Annotated in this window: 21 protein-coding genes; 7 read left to right on the plus strand and 14 right to left on the minus strand. The window is 50.5% G+C overall.

Annotated elements, in window-relative coordinates:
• Positions 1-74 precede the first annotated feature (74 nt).
• The 8 genes from J2Y43_RS03655 to thiM form a co-directional block, all read right to left on the minus strand.
• A complete protein-coding gene (locus J2Y43_RS03655) occupies positions 75-575 on the minus strand; it encodes a pyridoxamine 5'-phosphate oxidase family protein (RefSeq protein WP_309981212.1) in 501 nt (166 codons plus the stop codon).
• Between the two features lie 258 nt (positions 576-833).
• Positions 834-3149, minus strand: coding sequence for a TonB-dependent receptor (locus tag J2Y43_RS03660; protein ID WP_309981211.1), 2316 nt, complete (start codon positions 3147-3149; stop codon positions 834-836).
• A 67-nt stretch (positions 3150-3216) separates the two neighbouring features.
• The gene (locus J2Y43_RS33525; protein ID WP_409021403.1) at positions 3217-3648 is read right to left on the minus strand and encodes a type II toxin-antitoxin system VapC family toxin; all 432 of its coding nucleotides are present in this window, start codon (positions 3646-3648) and stop codon (positions 3217-3219) included.
• Positions 3620-3808: a DUF2281 domain-containing protein gene (locus tag J2Y43_RS03665; protein WP_309981210.1), complete on the minus strand. Its 189-nt coding sequence runs from the start codon at positions 3806-3808 to the stop codon at positions 3620-3622. The genes J2Y43_RS33525 and J2Y43_RS03665 overlap by 29 nt, the downstream gene beginning before the upstream one ends.
• Positions 3809-3860: 52 nt before the next feature.
• Positions 3861-4511, minus strand: a complete 651-nt coding sequence (gene tenA / locus J2Y43_RS03670; RefSeq protein ID WP_309981209.1) for a thiaminase II — start codon at positions 4509-4511, stop codon at positions 3861-3863.
• A complete protein-coding gene (gene thiD, locus J2Y43_RS03675; protein WP_309981208.1) occupies positions 4508-5329 on the minus strand; it encodes a bifunctional hydroxymethylpyrimidine kinase/phosphomethylpyrimidine kinase in 822 nt (273 codons plus the stop codon). Before thiD ends, tenA begins: the two co-directional genes overlap by 4 nt.
• Positions 5330-5432: 103 nt before the next feature.
• Positions 5433-6086 carry a thiamine phosphate synthase gene (gene thiE, locus J2Y43_RS03680; RefSeq protein ID WP_309981207.1) on the minus strand — a complete coding sequence of 218 codons (654 nt, stop codon included), beginning with the start codon at positions 6084-6086 and terminating at the stop codon, positions 5433-5435.
• 185 nt (positions 6087-6271) lie between these two features.
• The gene (gene thiM, locus J2Y43_RS03685; RefSeq protein WP_309981206.1) at positions 6272-7069 is read right to left on the minus strand and encodes a hydroxyethylthiazole kinase; all 798 of its coding nucleotides are present in this window, start codon (positions 7067-7069) and stop codon (positions 6272-6274) included.
• A 180-nt stretch (positions 7070-7249) separates the two neighbouring features.
• Here thiM and hxpB point away from each other — a divergent pair, with 180 nt between their 5' ends.
• The 3 genes from hxpB (at position 7250) to J2Y43_RS03700 (ending at position 9963) form a co-directional block, all read left to right on the plus strand.
• On the plus strand, positions 7250-7924 hold the full coding sequence (gene hxpB / locus J2Y43_RS03690; protein WP_309981205.1) for a hexitol phosphatase HxpB: 675 nt from the start codon (positions 7250-7252) through the stop codon (positions 7922-7924).
• A gap of 54 nt (positions 7925-7978) precedes the next feature.
• The gene (locus tag J2Y43_RS03695) at positions 7979-9292 is read left to right on the plus strand and encodes an ATP-binding protein (RefSeq protein ID WP_309981848.1); all 1314 of its coding nucleotides are present in this window, start codon (positions 7979-7981) and stop codon (positions 9290-9292) included.
• Positions 9293-9534: 242 nt separating this feature from the next.
• Positions 9535-9963: a hypothetical protein gene (locus J2Y43_RS03700; RefSeq protein WP_309981204.1), complete on the plus strand. Its 429-nt coding sequence runs from the start codon at positions 9535-9537 to the stop codon at positions 9961-9963.
• A gap of 44 nt (positions 9964-10007) precedes the next feature.
• Here the strand turns inward: J2Y43_RS03700 and J2Y43_RS03705 are convergent, their stop codons facing one another.
• Positions 10008-11699, minus strand: a complete 1692-nt coding sequence (locus tag J2Y43_RS03705; protein ID WP_223402828.1) for an amino acid permease — start codon at positions 11697-11699, stop codon at positions 10008-10010.
• Positions 11700-11896: 197 nt separating this feature from the next.
• Between J2Y43_RS03705 and J2Y43_RS03710 the strand changes: the two genes are divergently transcribed.
• Positions 11897-12682: a phosphatidylinositol-specific phospholipase C/glycerophosphodiester phosphodiesterase family protein gene (locus J2Y43_RS03710; RefSeq protein ID WP_309981203.1), complete on the plus strand. Its 786-nt coding sequence runs from the start codon at positions 11897-11899 to the stop codon at positions 12680-12682.
• Between the two features lie 108 nt (positions 12683-12790).
• A complete protein-coding gene (eat, locus tag J2Y43_RS03715; protein WP_309981202.1) occupies positions 12791-14128 on the plus strand; it encodes an ethanolamine permease in 1338 nt (445 codons plus the stop codon).
• On the opposite strand, the gene J2Y43_RS03720 is transcribed toward eat, so the two are convergent.
• Positions 14105-16363, minus strand: a complete 2259-nt coding sequence (locus tag J2Y43_RS03720) for a TonB-dependent receptor (protein WP_309981201.1) — start codon at positions 16361-16363, stop codon at positions 14105-14107. The genes eat and J2Y43_RS03720 overlap by 24 nt on opposite strands.
• Before the next feature lie 181 nt (positions 16364-16544).
• On the opposite strand from J2Y43_RS03720, the gene J2Y43_RS03725 reads away from it, so the two are divergent.
• Positions 16545-16709, plus strand: a complete 165-nt coding sequence (locus J2Y43_RS03725) for a hypothetical protein (protein ID WP_309981200.1) — start codon at positions 16545-16547, stop codon at positions 16707-16709.
• A 324-nt stretch (positions 16710-17033) separates the two neighbouring features.
• The gene (locus J2Y43_RS03730; protein ID WP_309981199.1) at positions 17034-17768 is read left to right on the plus strand and encodes a response regulator transcription factor; all 735 of its coding nucleotides are present in this window, start codon (positions 17034-17036) and stop codon (positions 17766-17768) included.
• Positions 17769-18259: 491 nt separating this feature from the next.
• Here J2Y43_RS03730 and J2Y43_RS03735 read toward each other — a convergent pair whose 3' ends face one another.
• The 4 genes from J2Y43_RS03735 to J2Y43_RS03750 form a co-directional block, all read right to left on the minus strand.
• Entirely contained in the window at positions 18260-19522 is a 1263-nt protein-coding gene (locus tag J2Y43_RS03735; protein ID WP_309981198.1) for a DUF1343 domain-containing protein, read from the minus strand.
• Positions 19523-19637: 115 nt separating this feature from the next.
• A complete protein-coding gene (locus tag J2Y43_RS03740) occupies positions 19638-20690 on the minus strand; it encodes a PA0069 family radical SAM protein (protein ID WP_309981197.1) in 1053 nt (350 codons plus the stop codon).
• 90 nt (positions 20691-20780) lie between these two features.
• Complete coding sequence (locus J2Y43_RS03745; protein ID WP_309981196.1) at positions 20781-21851, minus strand: M42 family metallopeptidase; 1071 nt, start codon at positions 21849-21851, stop codon at positions 20781-20783.
• A 34-nt stretch (positions 21852-21885) separates the two neighbouring features.
• The gene (locus J2Y43_RS03750; RefSeq protein WP_309981195.1) at positions 21886-22209 is read right to left on the minus strand and encodes a hypothetical protein; all 324 of its coding nucleotides are present in this window, start codon (positions 22207-22209) and stop codon (positions 21886-21888) included.
• Positions 22210-22243: the final 34 nt, after the last annotated feature.

The raw sequence follows: 22243 nt of genomic DNA on the forward strand, positions 1-22243 counted from the left end.
AGGCTTTTGCCTTTTATAAAAACAGAGAGGCGATCGGGAATCCCGACCGCCTCTTTTGCATTCAATATATACATCTACACCAGATTCAATTTCCCATGATCGCCGCCGTCGGGCGTGGTGCCGGTTATCACTGCTTTCAGCATCGAGAAGAATACGACCATTTTGGAAGAAGTACTATCCCAATAGGCGGCTTCTTGCGTAGTAACCCTCAGCACCGCTAGGTCCGGATCATCTTTCCCACCCGGAAACCAGGCTTTCGACATCAGATTCCACAGTTCCTCCTTGCGGTGCTCACTTTCCACGATCGACGCCGTGCCGGATACACTCAGGTAAGTATTATTTTTAGGATCTGAGTAAATCAACGTCACGGTATCCCCACGCCGCGCATCGCTCACCAGCTCTGTGTGGCGGCTTGTAAAGAACCACACATTCCCTTCCGCGTCGATATCGAGCGTCGTCATCGGGCGCGACACGATTTTACCGTCTTCGATGGTCGTGTACATGCAGAACCGGATGTCCTCCGCAAGCGATTTCAGTTTCTTAATAGCCTGATTATCTTCAAAATCCTTCTCCATAACAATTGTTTTTAGATCTGTTGAAATTTTGGTTTGAACCCAGGTCTGTAAAACAACCGTTCCAAGGACAGGCTGATAAAGCGGAGGGTTTCCGAGCACTGACCACCGACCATAGTCCAAGTTGTCATGTGTAGTCAGGAATAGTCATTGAAATACAATACTTGACCAAGCATGACAACAACTGACCATACTTGACCACTACCGTAGCAAAAATGCAATCGGCGGTCGCAACCACCAGGCGTCCCCACCGCCCCAGCATTAAAATTCGAGGCGATAGTTCAGGATCGGCAGCATACCTGTCTGTGTAATCAGCTTCACCCGGTCCTCCTTCTTGTTATAATAGCGATCGAACGCATTCAACCGGTTGGTTACATTCTGAATGTCGAGCGAGATCGTGGACGTCGTGCGTTTTTTGTTTTTGGTATAGCTCACCCGCAGGTCGGTGCGGAAATAGGCAGGCAATTGTTCCGAATAGCTCCGCGACCAATCCCGTTCTGTGCGGCCTTTCTCCCGTGATTTTTCCAGGTCAATCGGCGTGGTACGATTACCACCCGCGGCCAGTAGTTTGATATTCGCTGCGAAAATATTGGTTTTGTTCTTTCCGACCCGCCATTCCTTGCCTGCGAGGAGGTTCTGTACATATTTGCCATTGAAGCGGCTATCCCGTTCAATACCATCGCGGCCGGTGTATTTGGATTGGTACAGTGACGTCGTGCTCATCAGGTAAATGCCGGCGGTCAGCGATTTCTCGACCGTCAGTTCCAAACCGTAGCTGCGTCCCTTACCGTCGCTCGTTAGCGAATCGCTCACGAAACCGCTGATCTCGTTCAACTGCGAGTTATGGAGCAAATAGGGCGTGGTTGTATTCGCAGGGCCGATCGGGATGTTATAATGATGCTGGTAGTACGTTTCCGCAAGCACCCGCCAGCTCGCCAACGGCCTGAACTCGTAACCCGCCACCAAATGCGCCGATTTGGTGAGTTTAAGGTTCTTATTCAGCAAATCCGTCTTATCTTCAGACACCTTCACCTGGGCGAAATAAGTTGAAATCGACTCCGTCTTGCTATGCAACCCCGCCCCGAAACTCACGGCCGAGCGCGGCGCGACCGCCCACCTCACTCCTACGCGAGGCTCGATCGAATAGCGGTTGTTGAGCCCCAGCAACATGCCTTGTAAGCCTGCATTCAATGTAACGGTAGGCGTTAAACGCGACTTCCATTGCGCATAGGCCTGAAACAGCTGGGTATTCCCTTTTCGGTCCACATTGATTTCATACGGGCCGTCTTCATTGTCCTTGTCATACAGGTTAAAATCCAGGTGATTGATGATCACACCGAGCCGCACCGTGTTACGTGCATTGAGTTTGTAATTATATAAAGAGGAGAGCCTAAGTGCCTGGTTTACAAATTTCTGCTGGTAGGTGGCGTCGATATTTTTGTCGTAAAAATCCCCTGTCTGGCTTGTAGCGGAGTAGGAAACGATATTTTCCATGTAGGATTTGCTGTTGATATAGCGCAGGTAATTCACACCCACCATCCCGCGATTCGATTTAAAAGTCTCCTTCATGTCCTCGTCGTCGACTTTGGAGGTGCTCATGCCCCCTAGCCCCCACACGCTCACCACCACCTTGTCGTCGTAAGGAATATATACTTTAAAAGCGCCGTCCTGAAAATCAATCGAAGCATCGCCGTTAAGGTTAACGCCGATCTTGTTAAGAACGGAAAGAGTAGAATAGCGGTAATTGGCCAGATAAGAAGCGCCGCCCTTCGCGCCAATGGGGCCTTCGGCAGCGAAATCGAGCCCGAGAATACCGGCCTGCATTGCGTATTCGCGTTTTTCATTGTTCCCTTTTCTGAGTTTGAGGTCAAAAACACCGGATGTTGCATTACCGTATTCAGCCGGGAAAGCTCCCGTCAGAAAGTCGGAGTTGCCGAGCACGTTGGCACTTAATGCGCTGATGCCCCCGCCGCTGGCTCCTTCCTGCGCGAAGTGGTTCGGATTGGGAATTTCGACGCCTTCCATGCGCCACAGCATTCCTTTCGGGCTATTTCCGCGGATAATCAGCTGATTACTACCGTCGTCAGTCGCAGCCACGCCGGCAAACGACATCGCCATCCGCGCCGGGTCGTTCACCGAGGCTGCAAAACGCTTCGTCTGATCCACGGTAAATGACCGGCCGCTCACGCTTACCATGTCGTTCAAAGGCGCTCCATTCTCCTTCTGTGCTTTCACAACCACTTCATTCAGAGCACGGAACGATTCCGCGAGTTTGATATTCAATTCAACTTCCTTTCCGGAGCCTACATTGATTTCCTGAACAAATGCATCGTCGTAACCCATGCTGGTAATTTTAAATGAATGCCGGCCGACCGGTACTTTCTCGATGCGGAAATTCCCTTCGGTATCGGTCACCCCACCGATAATGGGCGTCACAGAAGTCACGATCACATTCGCCCCGATCACCGGTTGCTGCGATTCCGTATCAACGACGCGTCCTTTGACCGTCTGGGCAGGCTGGGCAAAGGCCAGGGCGCTCATGGCCCCGGCCATTAAGGTCAAGATAAATTTTTTCATGGCTGGTTGTTTTGTAATTCTGACAACTCAGCCGGGTATGTCCCTAAAAATTTTGGGGGAAAATTTTTCAGCAGTTATGTGAACGGTTCCAAACCAGGGGTATGTCGTAATGCTGAAACTGCTTGTCGCAAGAAACCATGATGAGTTGACCAGCCTGACATTGAGAAATGATCATTCTGTCAAATGGGTCATTATGGTGTAGCGGTAATCTACTCGCCGACAGTATGTGGTCGGTCCCTATTAGCAAAGATTTAATCCCACTCCGTTCGATGGCTTCCAGTACAACACTGAGCTCTTCATGAAGTGCAAGCTTTCCGATGGCATGTTTGATCCCCATCTCCCAAAGAGACGCTATACTAACATAGCAATTATTGGTTGAATCTTCTATCTGCCTACGTAAGAACATAGGAAGTCTACTGTCCTCAGTAATATACCAAACGACAGCATGCGTATCCAATAGTAAATCCATGTTAAAGCCTGGTAAAATCGATCGGGTCATCAAACCCTTCCTTCATTTCAATCATGCCTTTGGCCAGACCAGCTACGCGTCTTTGCGGTGGCCTTGGCTCCTTGGGAAGTGATTCAATAAATTTCAGAACTGCCTTTTTGTTTTCGTCAGACAGTTCCAATAGCGTGAGGTATAGTCGTGTATCTGTCATAAGAATTTGTGTTTAATCAAATTTACAAAAATATCTTACGAATTGCTACCCCCTAACCCCCCCACGCTTCCAACCGATAAGCGCTATCCCAGAACACATATTCCAACTTCGAAGCCGTCAGATAAGCCTCGATCATTTTCGCGCGCGTAGCATCCGAAGCATTCTCGGCCAGCCGGTCGCAGATATCCAGCGCTTTCTGCACGGAATGCGCAAAGTCTTCACCTGCGTAGGCATTAATCCAGTTTTGGTAGGGATTCGGTGTCGCCTGGTTAGCGTAAATATAGTCGCCGATTTGCTTATAAATCCAGAAACAGGGCAGCAATGCGGCTACCGTCACTTCGTAGGATTCGAATGCGCTGGTGGCCATCAGGTAATTGGTATACGCAAAACAGCCCGGTGCTTTCCCCGATTGGTAATCAATTACATATTCTTTGAAATACCCTAAATGCAATGCGCGCTCTACGAGGATGGCGTTTTTGGCAAATTGCAGAAAATCGAGGAGCTCGTGGCTATTACCAGCCTTTGTACCCGCTACCGCCAACGCTCGTGCGAAATCGGCGAGGTAAAGGGAATCCTGATAAATGTAAAATTTGAACTTTTCGAGTGGTAATGTGCCCTCTTTCAGTTCCTGGTTGAACGGATGATGTTGTATTTTCTCAAATATCGGCAGCGCCTCGGCCCAAAGCAGGTCAGTGAATTTCATGATATAATCTGCATCGAAATTGGTGAAAATGAATGGTTCAGCGGGCCGGGCCCATGACCGGTAACGACGTCTTTACCCTCCCGGATCGCCCCGGCAATGTATTCCTTCGCAAAAATGATCGATTCCGCCAGCGAGTTACCCTTAGCGAGGTAAGTGGCAATGGCCGACGATAATGTACAGCCCGTACCATGGACATTCCGGCTCTCAATATAGTCCGATTCGAGGATCAACGGTTCCTGCCCTCTTTGGGCCAGCACATCATAAATCGTTGGCGCTACCAGGTGCCCGCCTTTCAGCAGCACCGCCTTGCAGCCCTTTTCAACCATTTGAATGGCCGCACCCTTCATCGTCGCTGCGGTACGGATTTGCCCGCCAATGAGTATTTCCGCTTCATCGAGATTAGGTGTAATTAGGTCCGCGCGTGGGAAAAGCTCTTTCCAGAGCACCGCGACTGTCTCGTCCTGGATCAGTTTGGAGCCGCTCGTAGAAACCATTACCGGGTCAAAAACAACAAACGATGGCCTGAAACGATCGAGCGCCTCGGCAATCACATGCGCCACTTCGCCCGTATTCACCATCCCGATTTTAACGGCATCAACAGTAATATCCTCAAAAACAGCCTCCAACTGTTCCTGCAAAAAAGCCGGCGGTACAGGATGAATGGCCCGCACGCCCTGCGTGTTCTGCGCAGTGAGCGCAGTGATGGCCGATGTTCCGTAGGCACCCAGCGCAGCAATCGTTTTGAGGTCGGCCTGGATGCCCGCGCCACCTCCGCTATCGGATCCGGCAATGGTAAGTACGGTTGGGTAACGGTTCATAGGAATGTGGTTGGTGGTGTTAATCGGGTGTGGTCAGGTGTAAACAGGTATTGTCAGAGGTAGTCAGGTATTGTGAGAAATAGTTAGGTATGGCCAAGAGTTGTCACGTGTTGTTTGAGGTGGGCCAGAGAATGGCGTCCTGGATGGCTTTTTTAAGTTCTTTTGCCGCTTCTCTTGGCGAAGGGGCGCTGCAAATAGCCGATACGACCGCAATACCACTTGCACCGTTCAGAACGGCCTCGTATGCGTTGCCTGTATGCAGCCCGCCGATCACCACCAGCGGATGCCTGCTTTGCTGCCGCACCCATTGCAGCCCGTCAAGTTCCCAGGGTTGCTCCGTGTCGGTTTTAGTGGGAGTCGCAAAAAGCGGGCTCACAGCAAGGTACGACAGGTTCCAATGCTCCGCTTCGATAACGTCAGATTGTTTCTCGGCCGATAATCCAATGATTTTACCTTCGCCAAGCAACCGGTGGGCCGTTTGGAAAGGCATATCACTCTGCCCGATATGCACGCCGTCGGCGTCCACCGCCAATGCTACATCCACCCGATCATTAATGATCAAAGGGACATTATAAGATTCCAAAAGGTTTTTCAAACGCTTCGCTCTATCGATAAATGCGCGGGTCGAAAGTGATTTTTCGCGCAATTGCACCATCGTGACGCCGCCCTTCACAGCCTCTTCCACGACCCAGAAAAAATCGCGCCCCAGGCATGCAGCTTCGTCAGTGACTAAATACAGTTCGAGATTCAACATCATACATTCATTTAAATGCCGTCAGGCATGTAATATTGGTAGCATAAAATGTTCCAATCAATTTTCGAAAATGCCCCTGGGCATGTAACAACAATGTGAATTTGTTCTGTCGTTACATCCCTCACGGGATTTCGAAACATACGATTACAATCGGCGCTACCAATATTAAATCGCTACGGGATTGGTTACTATTCAAATTTAACCCTACTCAATTCGGCCAGATGTGCCGGGCTAATCTCCGCCAATTTATCCAAAAATGCGATCTGGAACGAGCCGGGTAATTTCGCCTCTCGGTGAGCCAGCTCCCCGCACACGCCCATGGTAGCAGCCGCTGAAACCGCCGCCTCGAACGGATCGCTGCAAATGGCGGCAAATGCGCCGGCAATAGCGGATGCCGAGCAGCCCATACCCGTCACTTTGGTCATCAATGGCACGCCATTGGAAACCCAGCCGGCGCGGCTGCCATGCACGACCACATCCACCGCACCGCTCACACTCACCACCGAGCCGAAGCGCGCGCTCAGTGCCTGTGCGGCACCGATGCTGTCCATCGAGTCGGCGGTGCTGTCCACACCCTTTGTCTGGATGCTGGCGCCCGCCAATGCGAGTATTTCGGAGCCATTGCCGCGGATAATCGTCGGTGGGGCAGTTTCGAGCAACTCGGTTAGCACCTTGTTGCGGTAGGGTGTCGCCCCGGCTCCTACCGGATCGAGAACGATCGGCTTGCCGAGTTCGGCAGCTTTTTTCATTGCCAGCTTCATCGCTTCCACCCAGTGCGCCGAAAGTGTACCGATGTTGATCACCAATGCCCCGGCGATCGAGACCATATCCTCCACTTCCTCTACCGCATGCGCCATTACCGGCGACGCGCCCACCGCCAGCAATGCATTGGCGGTGAAATTCATCACCACGAAATTGGTAATATTATGCACCAAAGGCGCCGAAGCACGCAGTTTTTCGAGGTTTGTTTCGAGTTGAATTACCATTGTTGCTTTGTTTGGGAGAAAAGGAGGAAAGGGAGGATGGAGGAAAGGAAAAAAGAAATGCAGCACTTCCTCCCCTTCCTCCATTCTCCCATTCCTCCCATTTAACCGATACTCCTTCCAGGTCACGAGCGAATGTAGTAGTTTTGGGTGGTTATCAAAAATCCCCACACTCACCTAATCATGATCAAAGCAGCAATTTTCGACATGGATGGCCTGCTCATCGACTCCGAACCGATGTGGACGGAAGCAGCGCGTTCTGTCATGCAAAAAGTCAATTTTGAAATCACCGACGCAATTCGCATTCAAAGTACCGGGCTGTCCATCAAGCTATTTCTGGATTTGTGCCACCAGATCCAACCCTGGAACACGCCTTCATTCGAAGAGCTTGAAACAGAAATACTGGAAAAGGCCCACCACGATATTCTGGCCCGTGCCGAAGCCATGCCCGGCGCCGTTGCGCTGGTCAGGGAATTAAAAAAACAGGGCCTGAAACTCGCAGTCGCATCGGCCTCGCATATGGAGCTCATCGAAGGGGTATTAAAAAGACTGGAAATTATTGACTATTTTGACACCTGGCATTCCGGCGAGCTGGAAAAACACACCAAGCCCCACCCGGCGGTGTACCTCACTACCGCCCAAAAACTTGGTGTTTTGCCCGGAGAATGTATTGCCTTCGAAGATTCGCACGCGGGCCTGCGCGCCGCACACGCAGCGGGGATGATCACGATTTCGGTACCCGCGGCGGAAGTTTTTGAAGATAAAAAATTTGATATGGCACATTACAAAATCCCTTCGCTCGAAAAGTACATTCTGAGCGAAATGTCGGGTGTGCCGCAAAGTGTGATCGAAAACTAAACCTCGACCCTATCCCGCTTACCCCGTATGATCGGACTCCGGCATTTCAGTATTATGATTATGATCAGGATAGTAGTGATTGTCCTGAGCGTCATTGCCCTCGCCTGGCTGGCGTCCAAGCATACCAATGAAACGCTGGTGTACATCCTCGGCACCATATTCATATTCATCCAGGGATCGCTGCTATACCAGTATGTCACGAATGTCAACCGCAAACTGACCTACTTCCTCGAATCCGTGCGGTATTCGGATTTTACGATCAACTTCCGGTCGGACAACAAAATGGGCCGTACCTTCAAAGAACTCAACCAGCAGTTCAACGAAGTACTGCTCGCATTCAGGCAGGCACGGGCGGAGAAAGAGGCCAATTTGCAATACCTCAACACCATCGTTCAGCATATCGGGACGGGGCTCATTACATTTGATGCCAACGGGCAGGTAAACCTCATCAACAATGCCGCGCTGCGCATGCTGGGTATTTACCGCCTGCACCAGCTCATCGAACTCAAAGAAAAGCACCCGCGCCTTTACGAACTGCTTTCCGACCTCGACACAGGCGTCCGCGATCTTTACCGCACGCCCAACGACCAGCCGCTTGCATTGCAGGCAGCCGCCATCCAGCTGCGCGGGATGTGGGTTAAGATTGTGGTATTACAAAACATCCAAACCGAGTTACAGCAGCAGGAGGTCGAATCCTGGCAAAACCTCACCCGGGTGCTGCGGCACGAGATCATGAACTCCATGACGCCCATCGTATCCCTCGTGGGCACCATGCGCCTGATCGTGAACGAGGATATCGAGAAATCTACAAATGACCAGGAAGCCGTAAATGACTTGAAAGAAGCGTTATCGACGCTCGAAAAACGCAGCAAAGGCATGATGCAGTTCGTGAATGCCTACCGCGATTTCACGACGTTGCCCAAACCGGTATTCGCCAGCCTGGAAGTGGCAGAGCTTTTGCAGGAAGTATTACAATTGCTTCAAACCGACCTGACACAATCCGGCGTACTCTGGAAGCTGTCGGTAAAGCCGGAAACGCTCACCGTGAAAGCCGATGCCAGCCAGATCCAGCAGGTGCTGATCAACCTCATTAAAAACGCCTCCGAGGCATTCTCGCACCAAACCAACCGCCTCATTACGCTTTCGGCCTACCAGGTCGACGGCACCGTGATGATCGAAGTCGCCGACAATGGCGACGGCATCGAGCCCGAGGCATTGGAAAACATCTTCATTCCATTCTATACAACCAAAAAAACCGGCTCCGGCATCGGGCTAAGCCTCTCCCGCCAGATTTTACAGCAACACAACGGCCAGCTAAACGTTGAGTCGCAGGTGGGTAAGGGAACGGTGTTTACGTTGGTGTTTTAGGGGCCTGCGGTCTGACGGCCGACCATGGACCATCCGACCGCTGACCGCCGACGGCCGATTTCTTGTTGTTGTTGTGTTGTAATGCATCATTAAAACGATCTGAAAATCTTCAAATATCATTTATTTACAAACTAAAAATCGGCGGTCAGCGGTCGGCAGTCGGCTGTCGGTAGTCAAAATCCCCCACGTTACAACCATTCCCCACCGCACAGCGTCTTTCCACAAACCTAAATGAGAACCCGATGAAAAAGTATGTTTTCGTGCTTTTTGCTGCCATGGCGGTGGCCTGCAAGAGCACTGGTGTGGATAAGAAAGATGAGGGCATCCAATACAAGGAAACCGTCGTATTGAATGACGTTCCGACGGCTACTCTGACGTTTTTTGAGATAGAAGACAGCCGTTGCCCCGAAGGCCTGCTTTGTATTTGGGGAGGTCGTGCGGCGGTTGATCTGCTGTTGTCGGGAGTTACTACCGAAGGAGGCATTAAAGAGCACGTCAAAATGTGCCTCGGTGAATGCGATGCTTCGACCGGCGCAGATACAGTGGAAAAGACATTTGCCGGAGAAAAATACAGATTTGTGCTCAGCGCAGTCAATCCCTACCCCAAGTTTGGCGATTCTACACGGACCAAGGATAAGTATTCGATACAGCTGAAAATCGAGAAAAAGTAACTTATCGGCAAGCGATATTCAAAAAGGGAGGCCCGGCAGCTTCCCTATTTTTGTGCCAGTTTGCTCTGTTTATAGCCGTAGCTGAAATAGATAACGAGACCAATCGCCAACCAGATGACGAAAATCAGCCAGTTGGAAGCACCTAGTTCGGTCATCAAATACAGGTTTGTCAGGATTCCGGCTACCGGAAGCGCAGAGAAGTTATGCTGGTAACTCAAAATAGAAAGCGTGCACCAGGTAATCCAGAAGATAATGGTCAGCAGCTTGTGCTCCATGATTTCGGCGAAGCTGAGCATCCGCCATTCCACAATGACGCTCTTTCCATAAGTGAGCAAGCCCACAATCGCGACGGCAAACAGTATTCCCACCAGGTATTTGCCATTGATATAAGGCACACGGAATTTGGAACGGGCCGAAATCCCTTTGTGATCGAGGTAAAGCACGCCGCCGCACACGAGGATGAATGCAAAGAACGTTCCGACGCTCGTGAGATCGACGAAGAAATCCATCTTGAAAAACAATGCGGGAATACCCACGACAAAGCCGGTCACGATCGTCGCGAAGGACGGGGTCTGGTATTTGGGGTGGATTTTAGCAAACCGTTTCCAGAGCAGGCCGTCGCGGCTCATCGTCATCCAGATCCTCGGCTGGCCCAATTGATAAACGAGCAATGCGCTTGTGATGGCGATAACCGAGCTGACCGAAATAACGCCCGCCATAAAATCCAGGCCATTCTTTTGGAATACAAATGCCAGCGGATCGCTTACTTTCAGCTCCGTGTAATTCACCATTCCGGTGAGTACGAGCGTGATCAACACATATAATACCGTGCAAATGACGAGGCAGTAAATCATCGCCTTCGGCATGTCTTGCTGCGGGTTGCGGCACTCTTCGGCAGTGGTGGAAATGGAATCGAAACCAATGAATGCGAAGAATACCGCCGCTACCCCGCTGAGCACGCCCTTTACACCATTTGGGGCAAATGGAGACCAGTTTTCGGGTTTTACATAAAATGCACCTGCTAGTATCACGAGCAATACGACACCCACTTTGAGTACCACCATAATATTGCTGGCCGTCCTCGACTCGCGGATCCCGATGTAAACCAATGCCGTAATGAGCAAGGTTACCAGTCCCGCCGGCAGATTGAGCAGAATGTGAAAGTCCCCGATCGTAGGGGCCGATTCGTAAGCCGATGCCGCAAAGCGCTCATAATCCGACAGCTGTGCCGCCCCCACACTCTGTAATTTCTGAAATGCCTCGCGTGCCGATTCACCGTTGATCGTGAGCCAGCCAGGCAGGGTAATTCCAAAGCCTTTTAGCATACTCACAAAGTATTCCGACCACGAAATGGCCACTACCATGTTGGAAACGGCATATTCGAGGATAAGCGCCCAGCCGATGATCCACGCAAACAGCTCACCGAATGCTACGTATGCATAGGTGTATGCGCTCCCCGACACCGGCACCGTACTCGCGAACTGCGCGTACGAGAGCGCCGTGAATACACAGGCCACAGCCGTGAATACAAAGAGCAGTGATACCGCCGGGCCGCCATTGTAGCTCGCCAGACCGATAGTACTGAATATCCCCGCGCCCACAATGGCCGCAATGCCGAGTGACACCAGGTCGCGGACACCCAGTACTTTGGCTAAACCTCCCTCACCTCCCGAATGGGCATCTTTCAGAATCTGGTCGACGGATTTTTTTCGGAATAGAGGAGAATTCTGGCTCATGCAGGCGCTATTTATCAGGTATCAGTTTGTAATAAGCAGGGCTAAAAATAATGATATTCTAAAACGATCGCGGCATTGGCTGAAAATTTGTTCCTTTTATCCCAAAAAATCCGTAGAAAATTCTTCGCAAGGGAAATCAAACAGGTTATGATTGCGTTATCGAACTAATCCCCGTTACTCCGTTCCACCAATTTGCCATGAAAAAAATCGCTACCTGCTTCATCAGCGTCATCCTATCTATTCAATTCATTGCAGCCCAAAGCGTTAAGTCCTATTCTACCGCTCAGGCACATTCGCACAATGATTATGAACGGGCACGCCCGTTTGAGGATGCTTACGAACAGCAGTTCGGTTCCATAGAGGCTGATATTTTCCTGGTCAACGATTCGCTTTTTGTAGCCCATAACCTGAAAGACATTCGCCCCAACCGGACTTTTGCCGCATTATACCTGCTTCCGATCCTTCAAAAGGTGGAACAAAACGGCGGCCGCATTTATACCCAGGACAATGTGCCGCTCCAATTGCTGATCGACCTCAAAACGGAAGGCGAGCCTACACTGGCGGCGCTGATCAAGCTGCTCGAACCTCATAAGCATATTTTCGCGCCGACCGGTAGCGTCAAAGTCGTGGTCAGCGGTAATGTACCCGACCCCTCCCGCTTCGAGCAATATCCGAACTTCATCTATTTCGATGGCCGCCCGGAAAAAGTCTACACCCCCGCACAACTCGCGCATGTGGGACTGATCAGCCAGGCATTTCAGCAATATTCCAAATGGAACGGCGAAGGGCCTCTTCTGGAAAAAGATAAAAAGAAGATCCAGAAGATGATCAACGACGTGCACGACCTGGGCAAAAAAGTGCGGATATGGGCCACACCCGACAATATCAATTCCTGGAAAACCATGATGGCGCTGAGCGTCGATTACCTCAATACCGACAAAGTGCGCGAACTCGGCGACTATCTGCGTACTGCACCACGGTAGTTTTGCAAAACAAAATACGGCCTGCGATTTTTTTTCAGTAGTATCAAATGGCTTTGGAAGAGTTATAGACTATATTGTACTGTCATCAATTAGTCAAACCTGTCCTTCATGTCTGCTGAACAAACCGCTGCGCTCAAAAAAGTCCTTAAACCTATCCATCTCTGGGCCATTGCCGTCGGGCTGGTCATTTCCGGCGAATATTTCGGCTGGAATTACGGCTGGGGCGTATCGGGTACCATCGGCTTTCTGATCGCGACGCTCGTGGTGACGGTCATGTATGTGACTTTCATTTTCAGCTTTACCGAGCTCACGACCTCCATTCCGCAGGCGGGCGGACCGTTTTCTTACGCCTACCGCGCATTCGGCTGGTGGGGCGGGCTCGTAGCCGGTTATGCCACGCTGGTGGAGTTTCTGGTGACACCTCCCGCCATTGCATTCGCGCTTGGGAGTTACACCCACTTCCTCTACCCCAACTTGCAAGTACTGGAAGTCGCATTTGCCTGCTACGCCATTTTTATTGTCATTAATTTAATGGGGATCAAAGAATCGGCCACTTTTTCACTTGTCGTCACATTGCTGGCCGTGGTGGAGCTGCTGATTTACATCGGTATCGTCGCCCCGCATTTCTCTTATGATACATTCGTTTCTGAGCCGATGCCTTTCGGATGGGCCGGCGTATTTGCCGCGCTGCCGTTCGCGATCTGGTTCTACCTCGCCATCGAGGGGGTGGCCATGGTGGCCGAAGAGGTGGAAGACCCCAAAAGAACCATTTCGCGAGGCTACATTTACGGTATCCTTACACTGGTGGTACTGGCATTGGCGGTGATGATTTTTACCGGAGGCATTGCGCCATGGCAGCAGCTCAGCGGCATCGATTACCCCCTGCCCGCAGCATTGGGCATCGTGCTCGGGCGTGACAGCGGGCTTACGCAATTGTTTGCCAGTCTGGGCTTATTCGGCCTTATCGCGTCCTTTCATGGGACCGTAATTGGTTACTCCCGGCAGATTTTCGCCCTCGCGCGAGAAGGATATTTGCCTTCATTCCTCGGCAGGGTGAATGCCCGTTTCCAAACGCCGCATTGGGCGCTGGTCGCCGGCGGGATCGCGGGTTGCCTCGCATTATCACTGGGCACAACCGATCAGGTTATTATCCTTGCCGCATTGGGTGCCGTAGTAATGTACATTATCAGCATGGTGGCGCTTTTTGCACTAAGAAGCAAAGAGCCGCACCTCGAAAGACCTTTCATCGTACCTGCATTCCCCTATTTCCCGGCCATTGCATTGGCGATTTCCGTGCTGTGCCTGATCGCCATCGTGTATTACAACTGGAAGCTCAGCCTCTGGTTCTTCGGCGGGCTGGCGGTGGTAGCCGTCATTTTCAGCCTGACGGGCCGCCACAAGAAACTGGAAGTTTTACAGCACTCAGAAGAAGAGCGTCACGCCTAATTTGGCGAAAAACGGTGTTCCCGGTGTGAAATGAATTTCTTCCACTGGCTCGGCTTCCCCTTTTATCCGGCTTTCCGTCGCAAACTGGGTTTCTTTCCATTTGGTATTGAAGAGATTTTGAACCGAAAGACCCACGCTGTACTGGCTTTTGGTATAGTTCAGCTGCATATCGCTTACAAAATAGCCCTTCGCCACAATCGAATTGTCCTCGTTGGCGGGGCGGTTCGCGATGTAGCGATAGCGAAGTGAGCCATTCAGGCCGCCGGGCATTTGGAGGGATAACCCGCCTGCGGAAGTAAATACAGGCGCCAGGGGCAGATAGTTTGCTCCGTCCAGTTCTCCCACGGCCCTGGGCTTGGCTGTGTTGAAATCGGCATCCGCGTAAAGCGTTTTGGTAAGCTGGTACCGCACTGACAAGTCAAGTCCATGCCTGCGCGACTTCCCGCTGGGTTCCACCACGCCCGCGTCACCCACATACACGAATTCCTGCTGCATCCACAAATACCACGCGGCTGCATTGACCACCATTTTGGGAAATGGTTTGAAAATTAACCCCAAATCGGAGCCATATGCTCCTGGTAAAATCTGCTTGCCCCCTTGCGGTACCACCACGCGGGTATCATTCGAATGGAAGCCTTTTCCGGTATTGAGATAGAGTTGCAGGTTTGGGTTAAATGTATAGTAAAAGTTGAGCTTGGGCGACACTATGGCATCGCTTGCATGCTTTTTATTCACGGGCTGTCCGAGCAGGTCCTTATACTGATCCCTGAAATAATCTACGCGGACGCCCGCGTTGACGGAGAAACGATCGGTGAAGCGCACCACTTCATCGAGATAGATGGATGCGTTCAGTTCATTGATGTTTCCCAGCTTGTATTGTTCGAGCGTTTCGGTTCGGTTTTGGGTGTGGGAAAGCGCTGTTCCGCGCGTCAGATCATGGCGGTACTGGACGCCCAGCGTGGTTACCCAGCTGGATTTTCCAATAAACGATTCTTTTGAAATACTCCCATTATATCCATACAGATTACGCCGCTCTTTCTGGCGGATCTGGTCGCCATTCAGCGAATCTTCCAGGAAGAACGTGAAGTTGGAATAAAGTTCGAAGTTATAGTTGCTGTAAAAAACCTGGTTTTTGATTACAAAGTTGCGCGGAGTAACCGTCACAAACTGGGCATTAAAATTGGTCCGACTGGTTTCTCCGCCTTCTGTCGGGTCGATGGAACCGTAAAAACCGATCAACCCCGACTCGACTGCCCGGTCCGGGACCTGGCCGGAGTGGTTCCATTTGCTCCAAAATGTAGAGCCGGTCAATGTCAGATTGGTATTGGGTGTAATGTGTCCGTGGTATTTTCCCACCACATTCAGCCTGTTGAAATTCTGTGGGTTATCGAAATAGGAATTGGTAAATGAATATTCCGAAGCAATGTAGGCCGCCTGATTTTTCTCCCTGCCTTTTTGTCCCAGCAGATCAATGCCCGCAACCGCGCGGTAAGTATCGAATTGCCCCGCTTCCAGTTTGACGAACGACTTGTCGAGCGCGTCTTTCGTCCTGAAATCGGCCCAGCCTGCGGTACTAAAATTCCCCTTATCAGTAGTATAAGGCCCCTTTTTGAAGTCTACCGCATTCACCAGCTCCGGAATCACAAAATGCAGGTCGGCATAGCCCTGCCCGTGCGCATGCGAAACCATATTCACCGGCATACCATCGACCGTCAGCCGGATGTCGGTACCGTGATCGATATCGAACCCGCGCAGAAATATCTGCTCGGCCTTACCGCCCCCGGCGTGCTGCCCGATGAATAGCCCAGGTACTATGCGCAGGATCTCCTGCGAGTTGGTAATCGGGCGCAGCCGTATGTCGAGATTGCTGATCAGCTGCTGATCGTGCGCCCGCCGGCTGGAAACTGTCACCTCGCCGAGCTCCACATTCGCAGTGGGCAGTTCCGTTTTCAGAAAGGCCGTCTCATCCGAAACCACTGTCACTTCGAACACCTGCGTGCGGAAGCTTACGTGCGAGAGTTCTATTTTATACCGCGCCGGTACAAGGTCCTCGAAACGATACTGGCCCAGCTCGTTGGTGATGGCCGCTTTTCCTGTTCCGGAAAGTTGCACTGTCACATCTTTAAGCGGTAGCCGCGTCGACTGATCGTACACCACACCCGAAATTCCTCCCAGGTGGGCCAGTGCACGCAAGCTGACGATCAGAAAGGAAAACAGTAGCGTAATTTTTTTCATAGAAGAGTCGGTGAGTGATATAACCTGGCATTTTAGAGCACAAATCTAGGATTAGTTTTTCTGTCCTGCACCAACAAACGGTTTTCCCAGGCCTTATCCCCGGTAGCAACCTCGATGGCCCGCCCGTAGCAGTTCGTGATAAACTCGCATGAGGTAAATAAGCTTAAATGCGTAAACTGGAATGAATGTGATCTGCAAAAACGAGCCGCTGACCGAAGAAACCGTCAGCGCGGAAGCAATTGTGGGTGAAGGGCAAACACCGTGTTACCAACCATCCGGGCTTGTATACATTTCCACCGTAACGCCCGGATGTACCAAAGGCAAAAAACTATGGTTCCGAAAATAGTTGAGTATAATTATGTAAATATTAAATTAAATAAATCAAATTAAAAAGATTCGGATGCACCGGAAGCTGCGGGGTAAAACTATTGCTACAATACGGCAACCGCTTGTGCGATAGCACATTTTGCCGTTATTTTAACGTGAGGTTACTTCGGGAACTTTCTATGAAAGATAATTCGACAAATTCCACAAATCTCACTTTGCAATTAATTCGTATATTATCCTATTATTTGTATACCGGCTGTGCACTTCGCCACGACGGCTTCCGAACATAACCCATTTTATAATCTCTTTCAAGAAGGGCAAAGGCTGACTACATATACCAAAGATGAATATTCTAATCGTTGAGGACGACTTTATCATTGCGAAACATCTCCAATTTCTGCTGAATGGTTTCGGTTACGACGCAAACGATATCGCTACCGATTATACGACTGCCACTGAGCTGCTTCATAGCAAGGTTTTTCACCTCGCTGTGCTGGATATCAACCTCAACGGCTATCAAACGGGAATCGACCTGGCGCATTACATCAGGGAGAATTTCAAGATTCCCTTTCTATTTCTGTCGGCCCATGAGGATATTGCGGTGGTGAACGCCGCGTTGCAGGCCGCGCCCCATGCGTTTTTGCAAAAGCCCTTTCAGAAAATCACCGTTTATACGGCTGTAAAACTGGCCCTGAAAAATTACCGTCTGGCGGCGCTGGCGGGTGAAACTACTTCGGAGGAAAAAGAGGACACGACGGTGATCAAGGACGCCCTGTTCATCAAGGAAAAACACATGTTCACCAAGATCATGCTAACTGATATTCTATACATCCGGAGCGACGACAACTACCTCGAATTACACACCACCAAGAAGAAATACACCATCCGCGAGACGCTGAAAAACATGCTTCAGCAGTTGCCCACCAATTACTTCTTCCGGGTACATAAATCCTTCATTATCAACCTAAATGCCATCACAGCGATCGACTACGTGCACGTGATGATCAACGACATTGAGATCCCGATCACGAACGATAACCGGACCGAGCTGCTAAGCCGTATCAGGACCTTCTCCTGATACTAGTACAATCCGTCAGAAAAACGGTTACTTACTGTTTCTCCGGCTACACCCCATAAAAGCTATACTTCACCACTTTGATTTGTTGAGGAGTTACGTGCGAAGTAATTTTATAGCACGTAAACACCCTCTTCTATTATTTATATATACTTTACCCCGACAGAAGGCCTGGGCTTCAATAAATTTTTAAAATTTTTCTGAGGTCCAGGCATCTGTTTCACTCCAAAAAACGTAATTACGGTCGATTGAGCATATTTGGCATGATACTGAACATTATGCACACATTTGTTTCTCAAACGCACACCATATTTACCATATCAAACCTAAACTAAATCGCTATCAGTTTTAATTAAATATCGTTGAGAATAATTGAACATCCCCGGGAAGTTTCCCTGGGATGTTTTGTTTTTAAGCCACTAATGATCAAGAACTTGAAGAATCGTCAGGGTTATCAAGGATAGTCAGGAATTGTCAAGGATTGTCAGAAATTGTCAGGGGTAGATCAGGTATTTCTTTCGCATTTCTTTGTATTGCCCGAGGCCGGGTTCCCAGCTTTTGCGTATTTCGTCCTCCGACACCCCGGCGATGATCTGCTTTTTCAGATTTTCAGTCCCTGCCAACTTGTCGAAGTTACCCATTTGCTTGCTTTGGCTCATATCGAAGAACTTCTCCTTGTCGGGATAGGCTTTGTAGAGCTCGATGAGCCATTTCAGATGAAGCTTGCCGCTTTTGCGGATATCTTTCAGGTCATATTTACGCAAATCGAGGCCGTAGCATTCCTTGTCCTGATGCAGCGGCGTTTCGCTCATGCCTTTAATACTGTGCGGGGTGAACGTGAAGTCGTACTTACCTTTCAGCAAGGGCGCCCCCAGTACCGTGAACGGCATATAAGTACCACGTCCCTGGCTTAGAATGGTGCCTTCGAACATACAGATGTGCGGGTAAAGCATTACGGATTGCTGCGTATTGAGGTTCGGCGAAGGCATTACGGGTAGCACGTATGGCGTGTCGTGCGCGTAATTGGCCACTTTGATGATCTTCAACTTACACTGCATTTTGTTCGGCAACCACCCCTCACCATTGATCATCTGGGCTAACTCCGCTATCGTGAGGCCGTGCGAAATAGGGATTTTGTACATCCCGATCCCTGAATGCAGATGGTCTTCCAGAACGGGGCCGTCCACGAGGAAGCCATTCGGATTGGGACGGTCGAGGATGAGCATTTCCTTGTTGTTCTCTGCGCATGCCTCCATCACATGCCCGAGCGTGTTGATGTACGTGTAAAAGCGCGCACCCACGTCCTGAATGTCGAATACCATCAGGTCAATGGCCGCCATTTGCTCCTTGGTGGGCTTTTTGAGCTTTCCATAGAGCGAAATAGCCGGAATACCGGTTTTCGGATCGACGCTGTCGTTCACCTTATCACCGTTACTGGCCGTGCCGCGGAAGCCGTGCTCGGGACCGAAGATGGTGACGATATTGACGCCTAATGCTACCAGACTGTCGACAATCGGCTTGGTGCCGATGATGGAAGTTTGGTTGACTACGATACCAATCTTCTTGCCTTTCAGGTAATCCAGATATTGCGAAATCTGGTCCGCGCCGGTAGTTGGGCCTTTTGCTTTGGTTAAATCTTCGGGCGCTGCGGAAAGTGAATCCGCCATCGTCGGGCTCTTTTGGGAGGTAGAATTGACACAGTTGCTATTGGCAGCTAATGCGGCTGTGAGGCCTATGGCTAATGCTATCGTTTTCATGGGGTCAGATTTAGGAATGGCAAATTAGGTTTTTAATGTCACCGCAGCGGCGGACCGTGAAGACGCGAATTAGCACGAATTCGTGGATATTCGTGCCTGCGTGGCATAAAAAAATCTAGAAAAGCTTCATTTGCCCAGCCCGCATAAACTGCGAAGTATCCAAAGGCGGCAACTCCCGACCAGAAAGGTACTTCCGGCAACAATGATCATGCAGTTGCCGGATATGCTCGGCAAAGTTACCCTCTCCCACCATCCGGATTCCAAACCGCGAGTCATTCACCACACCTCCGTGGCATTCTTTGATCTGGTTCAGAACCTTCGCAGCCCGGTCGGGAAAGTGATGGTGGATCCATTCATCGAACAAAGTCGAAATGGCCCCATTCAGTCGCACCACCGTGTAATGCGACCATAATGCCCCATTTTCGGCAATCGCCTGGATCAGCGAAGGAATCTCCTGATCGTTAAGCCCCGGGATAATCGGCGCCGTCATGACGCCCGTGGGAATACCGGCCTCACTCAGCGTTTTCAGCACCTGCAAGCGTCTTTTACCTGTCACCGTCCGCGGCTCCAAGGCACTTCGCAGCTCTTCGTTCAAAGAAGTAATCGACAGTGCTGCGTGTACGAGGTTCAGCTTAGCCATTTTTTCCAAAACATCGAGATCACGAAGGATCAATGCATTCTTGGTAAGGATGCTCACCGGATTACGATACCGCAAACAGATTTCCAGCAACTGCCGGGTAAGCCGGTATTTCTTTTCGCCCGGCTGGTAGCAATCGGTATTACCTGAAATATGAATCTGATGCGGCACCCATTTCTTGGAATTGAACAGCTTTTCCAACAATTGCGGCGCATTCTTTTTCACCACAATCTTGGTTTCAAAATCCAGCCCCGCCGAAAACCCCCAGTACTCATGCGAATTGCGGGCATAGCAGTAAATGCAGCCATGCTCACAGCCCCGGTAAGGGTTGATCGAATGAAAATTGGGCAAATCAGGACTGTCCGACACACTCATGAGCGTCTTGGACTCCTCTTCGATGAATTGTGTTTTGGGATTTACCTCCGGATCTTCCCACTGCTGCCAGTCCTCGGAGGTGTATTCGATCTCGTGCTTGAAGAATTTGTTGGGCGTGTTGATAGCAGCCCCGCGCCCGCGTGCCCGGTTATCCATTGTTTTCCAGTAAGTTGATGAAGTTATGAAGTATGCTAACGAAAGGTGTGTGTAGTTGGCGGGGCTGAAATTAGCGGCCCCGCCAACGCATTACTTAATGTACCGGAAATCCTCGTCTCCTTTCAGCGAAAGCAGCACGTCGTACATCAGTTGTATTACATTCTGCACATCCTCTTTGGAAACCATTTCCACCGTGGTATGCATGTATTTCAATGGTAATGAGATCAATGCGGACGCAATCCCTTCCGTGGAATAGGCAAATGAATCCGTATCGGTGCCGGTCGAGCGGCTTACTGCCTGGCGCTGGAACGGGATCTTCTTCTCCTCGGCCACGCGGATCAGCAGGTCGCGGACATTGTTTTGTACCGCCGGGCCGTAACAGATTACCGGTCCGCTGCCGCATTTCAGGTCGCCCTGCTCCTTTTTATTGTACATCGGCGACTGTGTGTCGTGCGTAACATCTGTACAGATCGCCAAATCAGGCTTCAGCCGGCGCGAGATCATTTCAGCACCGCGCAGGCCGATTTCTTCCTGCACCGCATTCACCACATACAATGTAAACGGCAGCTTCACATTATTCTCGTGCAACATACGCGCCACTTCCGCGATCATGTACCCGCCCATGCGGTTGTCGAGCGCGCGGCCCAGGTAGTATTTGCCGTTCAGTTCGTCAAGGCCGTCGGCGAATGTCACCACGGTACCTACGTGAATGCCCATTTCAAGCACTTCATCCTTCTTGGCTGCGCCCACATCGATGAAAAGCTCATGTACTTTGGGTACCTGGTCTTTGGCGACGTCGCGCACGTGGATCGCCGGCCATCCGAAAACCCCTTTCACCACGCCTTTCGCCGTATGCAGGTTTACACGCATCGAAGGTGCGATAGCCGCGTCCGAACCTCCGTTACGGCGCACGTGAATGTAGCCATCCTCCGAAATGTAGTTCACAAACCACGAAATCTCGTCGGAATGCGCTTCGATCACCACTTTGTAATCCTGGCCCGGACCGATAACGCCCACAGCCGTGCCGTACACATCGATAATCTGTTCTTCAATATATGGCTTGATATAGTCGAGCCATATCTGCTGACCGGTCGATTCGAAGCCGGTTGGCGAAGCATTGTTCAGGTACTTATAAAGAAACTCTGTGCTCTGATCTGACATACTTTTTAATTAAATAACGACTAAAACTGCATTCTCAAAGGTACTTCCACCAGGCACAGAAACGCCGCTTCCGCAGATAACCGAGGTCGTGCTCGTGGGTGTAGGCTTCCTTTTCAAACGAAATATGAAGATAGGCTAAATAATGGTTCCTGAATTGTACGAATCGGATTAAATATTCTATCAAATACCACGCATAGAAGATAACCAGCCCCATTTCAAGCTGTTGCTTCAAATGAATGCGCTCGTGATTGAGAAAGACCTCCGAAGGGGCCTTCCGCTTCGACAAAATGAATGGAAACAGCGCCATTCCGTCGACTCGCAGGGAGGGTACATTGAGCAGGAAACCTTTGATGCGCATAGTGGTGTGGTGTTGGGTTAGGATTTGCTAAGTG

The sequence above is a fragment of the Dyadobacter sp. BE31 genome (assembly GCF_031457695.1).
Lineage (GTDB): Bacteria > Bacteroidota > Bacteroidia > Cytophagales > Spirosomataceae > Dyadobacter.

Coding starts and splice junctions, on each gene's coding strand:
- J2Y43_RS03655 (WP_309981212.1), bottom strand. CDS start 575: ATGGAGAAGGATTTTGAAGATAATCAGGCTATTAAGAAACTGAAATCG.
- J2Y43_RS03660 (WP_309981211.1), bottom strand. CDS start 3,149: ATGAAAAAATTTATCTTGACCTTAATGGCCGGGGCCATGAGCGCCCTG.
- J2Y43_RS33525 (WP_409021403.1), bottom strand. CDS start 3,648: ATGACCCGATCGATTTTACCAGGCTTTAACATGGATTTACTATTGGAT.
- J2Y43_RS03665 (WP_309981210.1), bottom strand. CDS start 3,808: ATGACAGATACACGACTATACCTCACGCTATTGGAACTGTCTGACGAA.
- tenA (WP_309981209.1), bottom strand. CDS start 4,511: ATGAAATTCACTGACCTGCTTTGGGCCGAGGCGCTGCCGATATTTGAG.
- thiD (WP_309981208.1), bottom strand. CDS start 5,329: ATGAACCGTTACCCAACCGTACTTACCATTGCCGGATCCGATAGCGGA.
- thiE (WP_309981207.1), bottom strand. CDS start 6,086: ATGATGTTGAATCTCGAACTGTATTTAGTCACTGACGAAGCTGCATGC.
- thiM (WP_309981206.1), bottom strand. CDS start 7,069: ATGGTAATTCAACTCGAAACAAACCTCGAAAAACTGCGTGCTTCGGCG.
- hxpB (WP_309981205.1), top strand. CDS start 7,250: ATGATCAAAGCAGCAATTTTCGACATGGATGGCCTGCTCATCGACTCC.
- J2Y43_RS03695 (WP_309981848.1), top strand. CDS start 7,979: ATGATTATGATCAGGATAGTAGTGATTGTCCTGAGCGTCATTGCCCTC.
- J2Y43_RS03700 (WP_309981204.1), top strand. CDS start 9,535: ATGAAAAAGTATGTTTTCGTGCTTTTTGCTGCCATGGCGGTGGCCTGC.
- J2Y43_RS03705 (WP_223402828.1), bottom strand. CDS start 11,699: ATGAGCCAGAATTCTCCTCTATTCCGAAAAAAATCCGTCGACCAGATT.
- J2Y43_RS03710 (WP_309981203.1), top strand. CDS start 11,897: ATGAAAAAAATCGCTACCTGCTTCATCAGCGTCATCCTATCTATTCAA.
- eat (WP_309981202.1), top strand. CDS start 12,791: ATGTCTGCTGAACAAACCGCTGCGCTCAAAAAAGTCCTTAAACCTATC.
- J2Y43_RS03720 (WP_309981201.1), bottom strand. CDS start 16,363: ATGAAAAAAATTACGCTACTGTTTTCCTTTCTGATCGTCAGCTTGCGT.
- J2Y43_RS03725 (WP_309981200.1), top strand. CDS start 16,545: ATGAATGTGATCTGCAAAAACGAGCCGCTGACCGAAGAAACCGTCAGC.
- J2Y43_RS03730 (WP_309981199.1), top strand. CDS start 17,034: ATGAATATTCTAATCGTTGAGGACGACTTTATCATTGCGAAACATCTC.
- J2Y43_RS03735 (WP_309981198.1), bottom strand. CDS start 19,522: ATGAAAACGATAGCATTAGCCATAGGCCTCACAGCCGCATTAGCTGCC.
- J2Y43_RS03740 (WP_309981197.1), bottom strand. CDS start 20,690: ATGGATAACCGGGCACGCGGGCGCGGGGCTGCTATCAACACGCCCAAC.
- J2Y43_RS03745 (WP_309981196.1), bottom strand. CDS start 21,851: ATGTCAGATCAGAGCACAGAGTTTCTTTATAAGTACCTGAACAATGCT.
- J2Y43_RS03750 (WP_309981195.1), bottom strand. CDS start 22,209: ATGCGCATCAAAGGTTTCCTGCTCAATGTACCCTCCCTGCGAGTCGAC.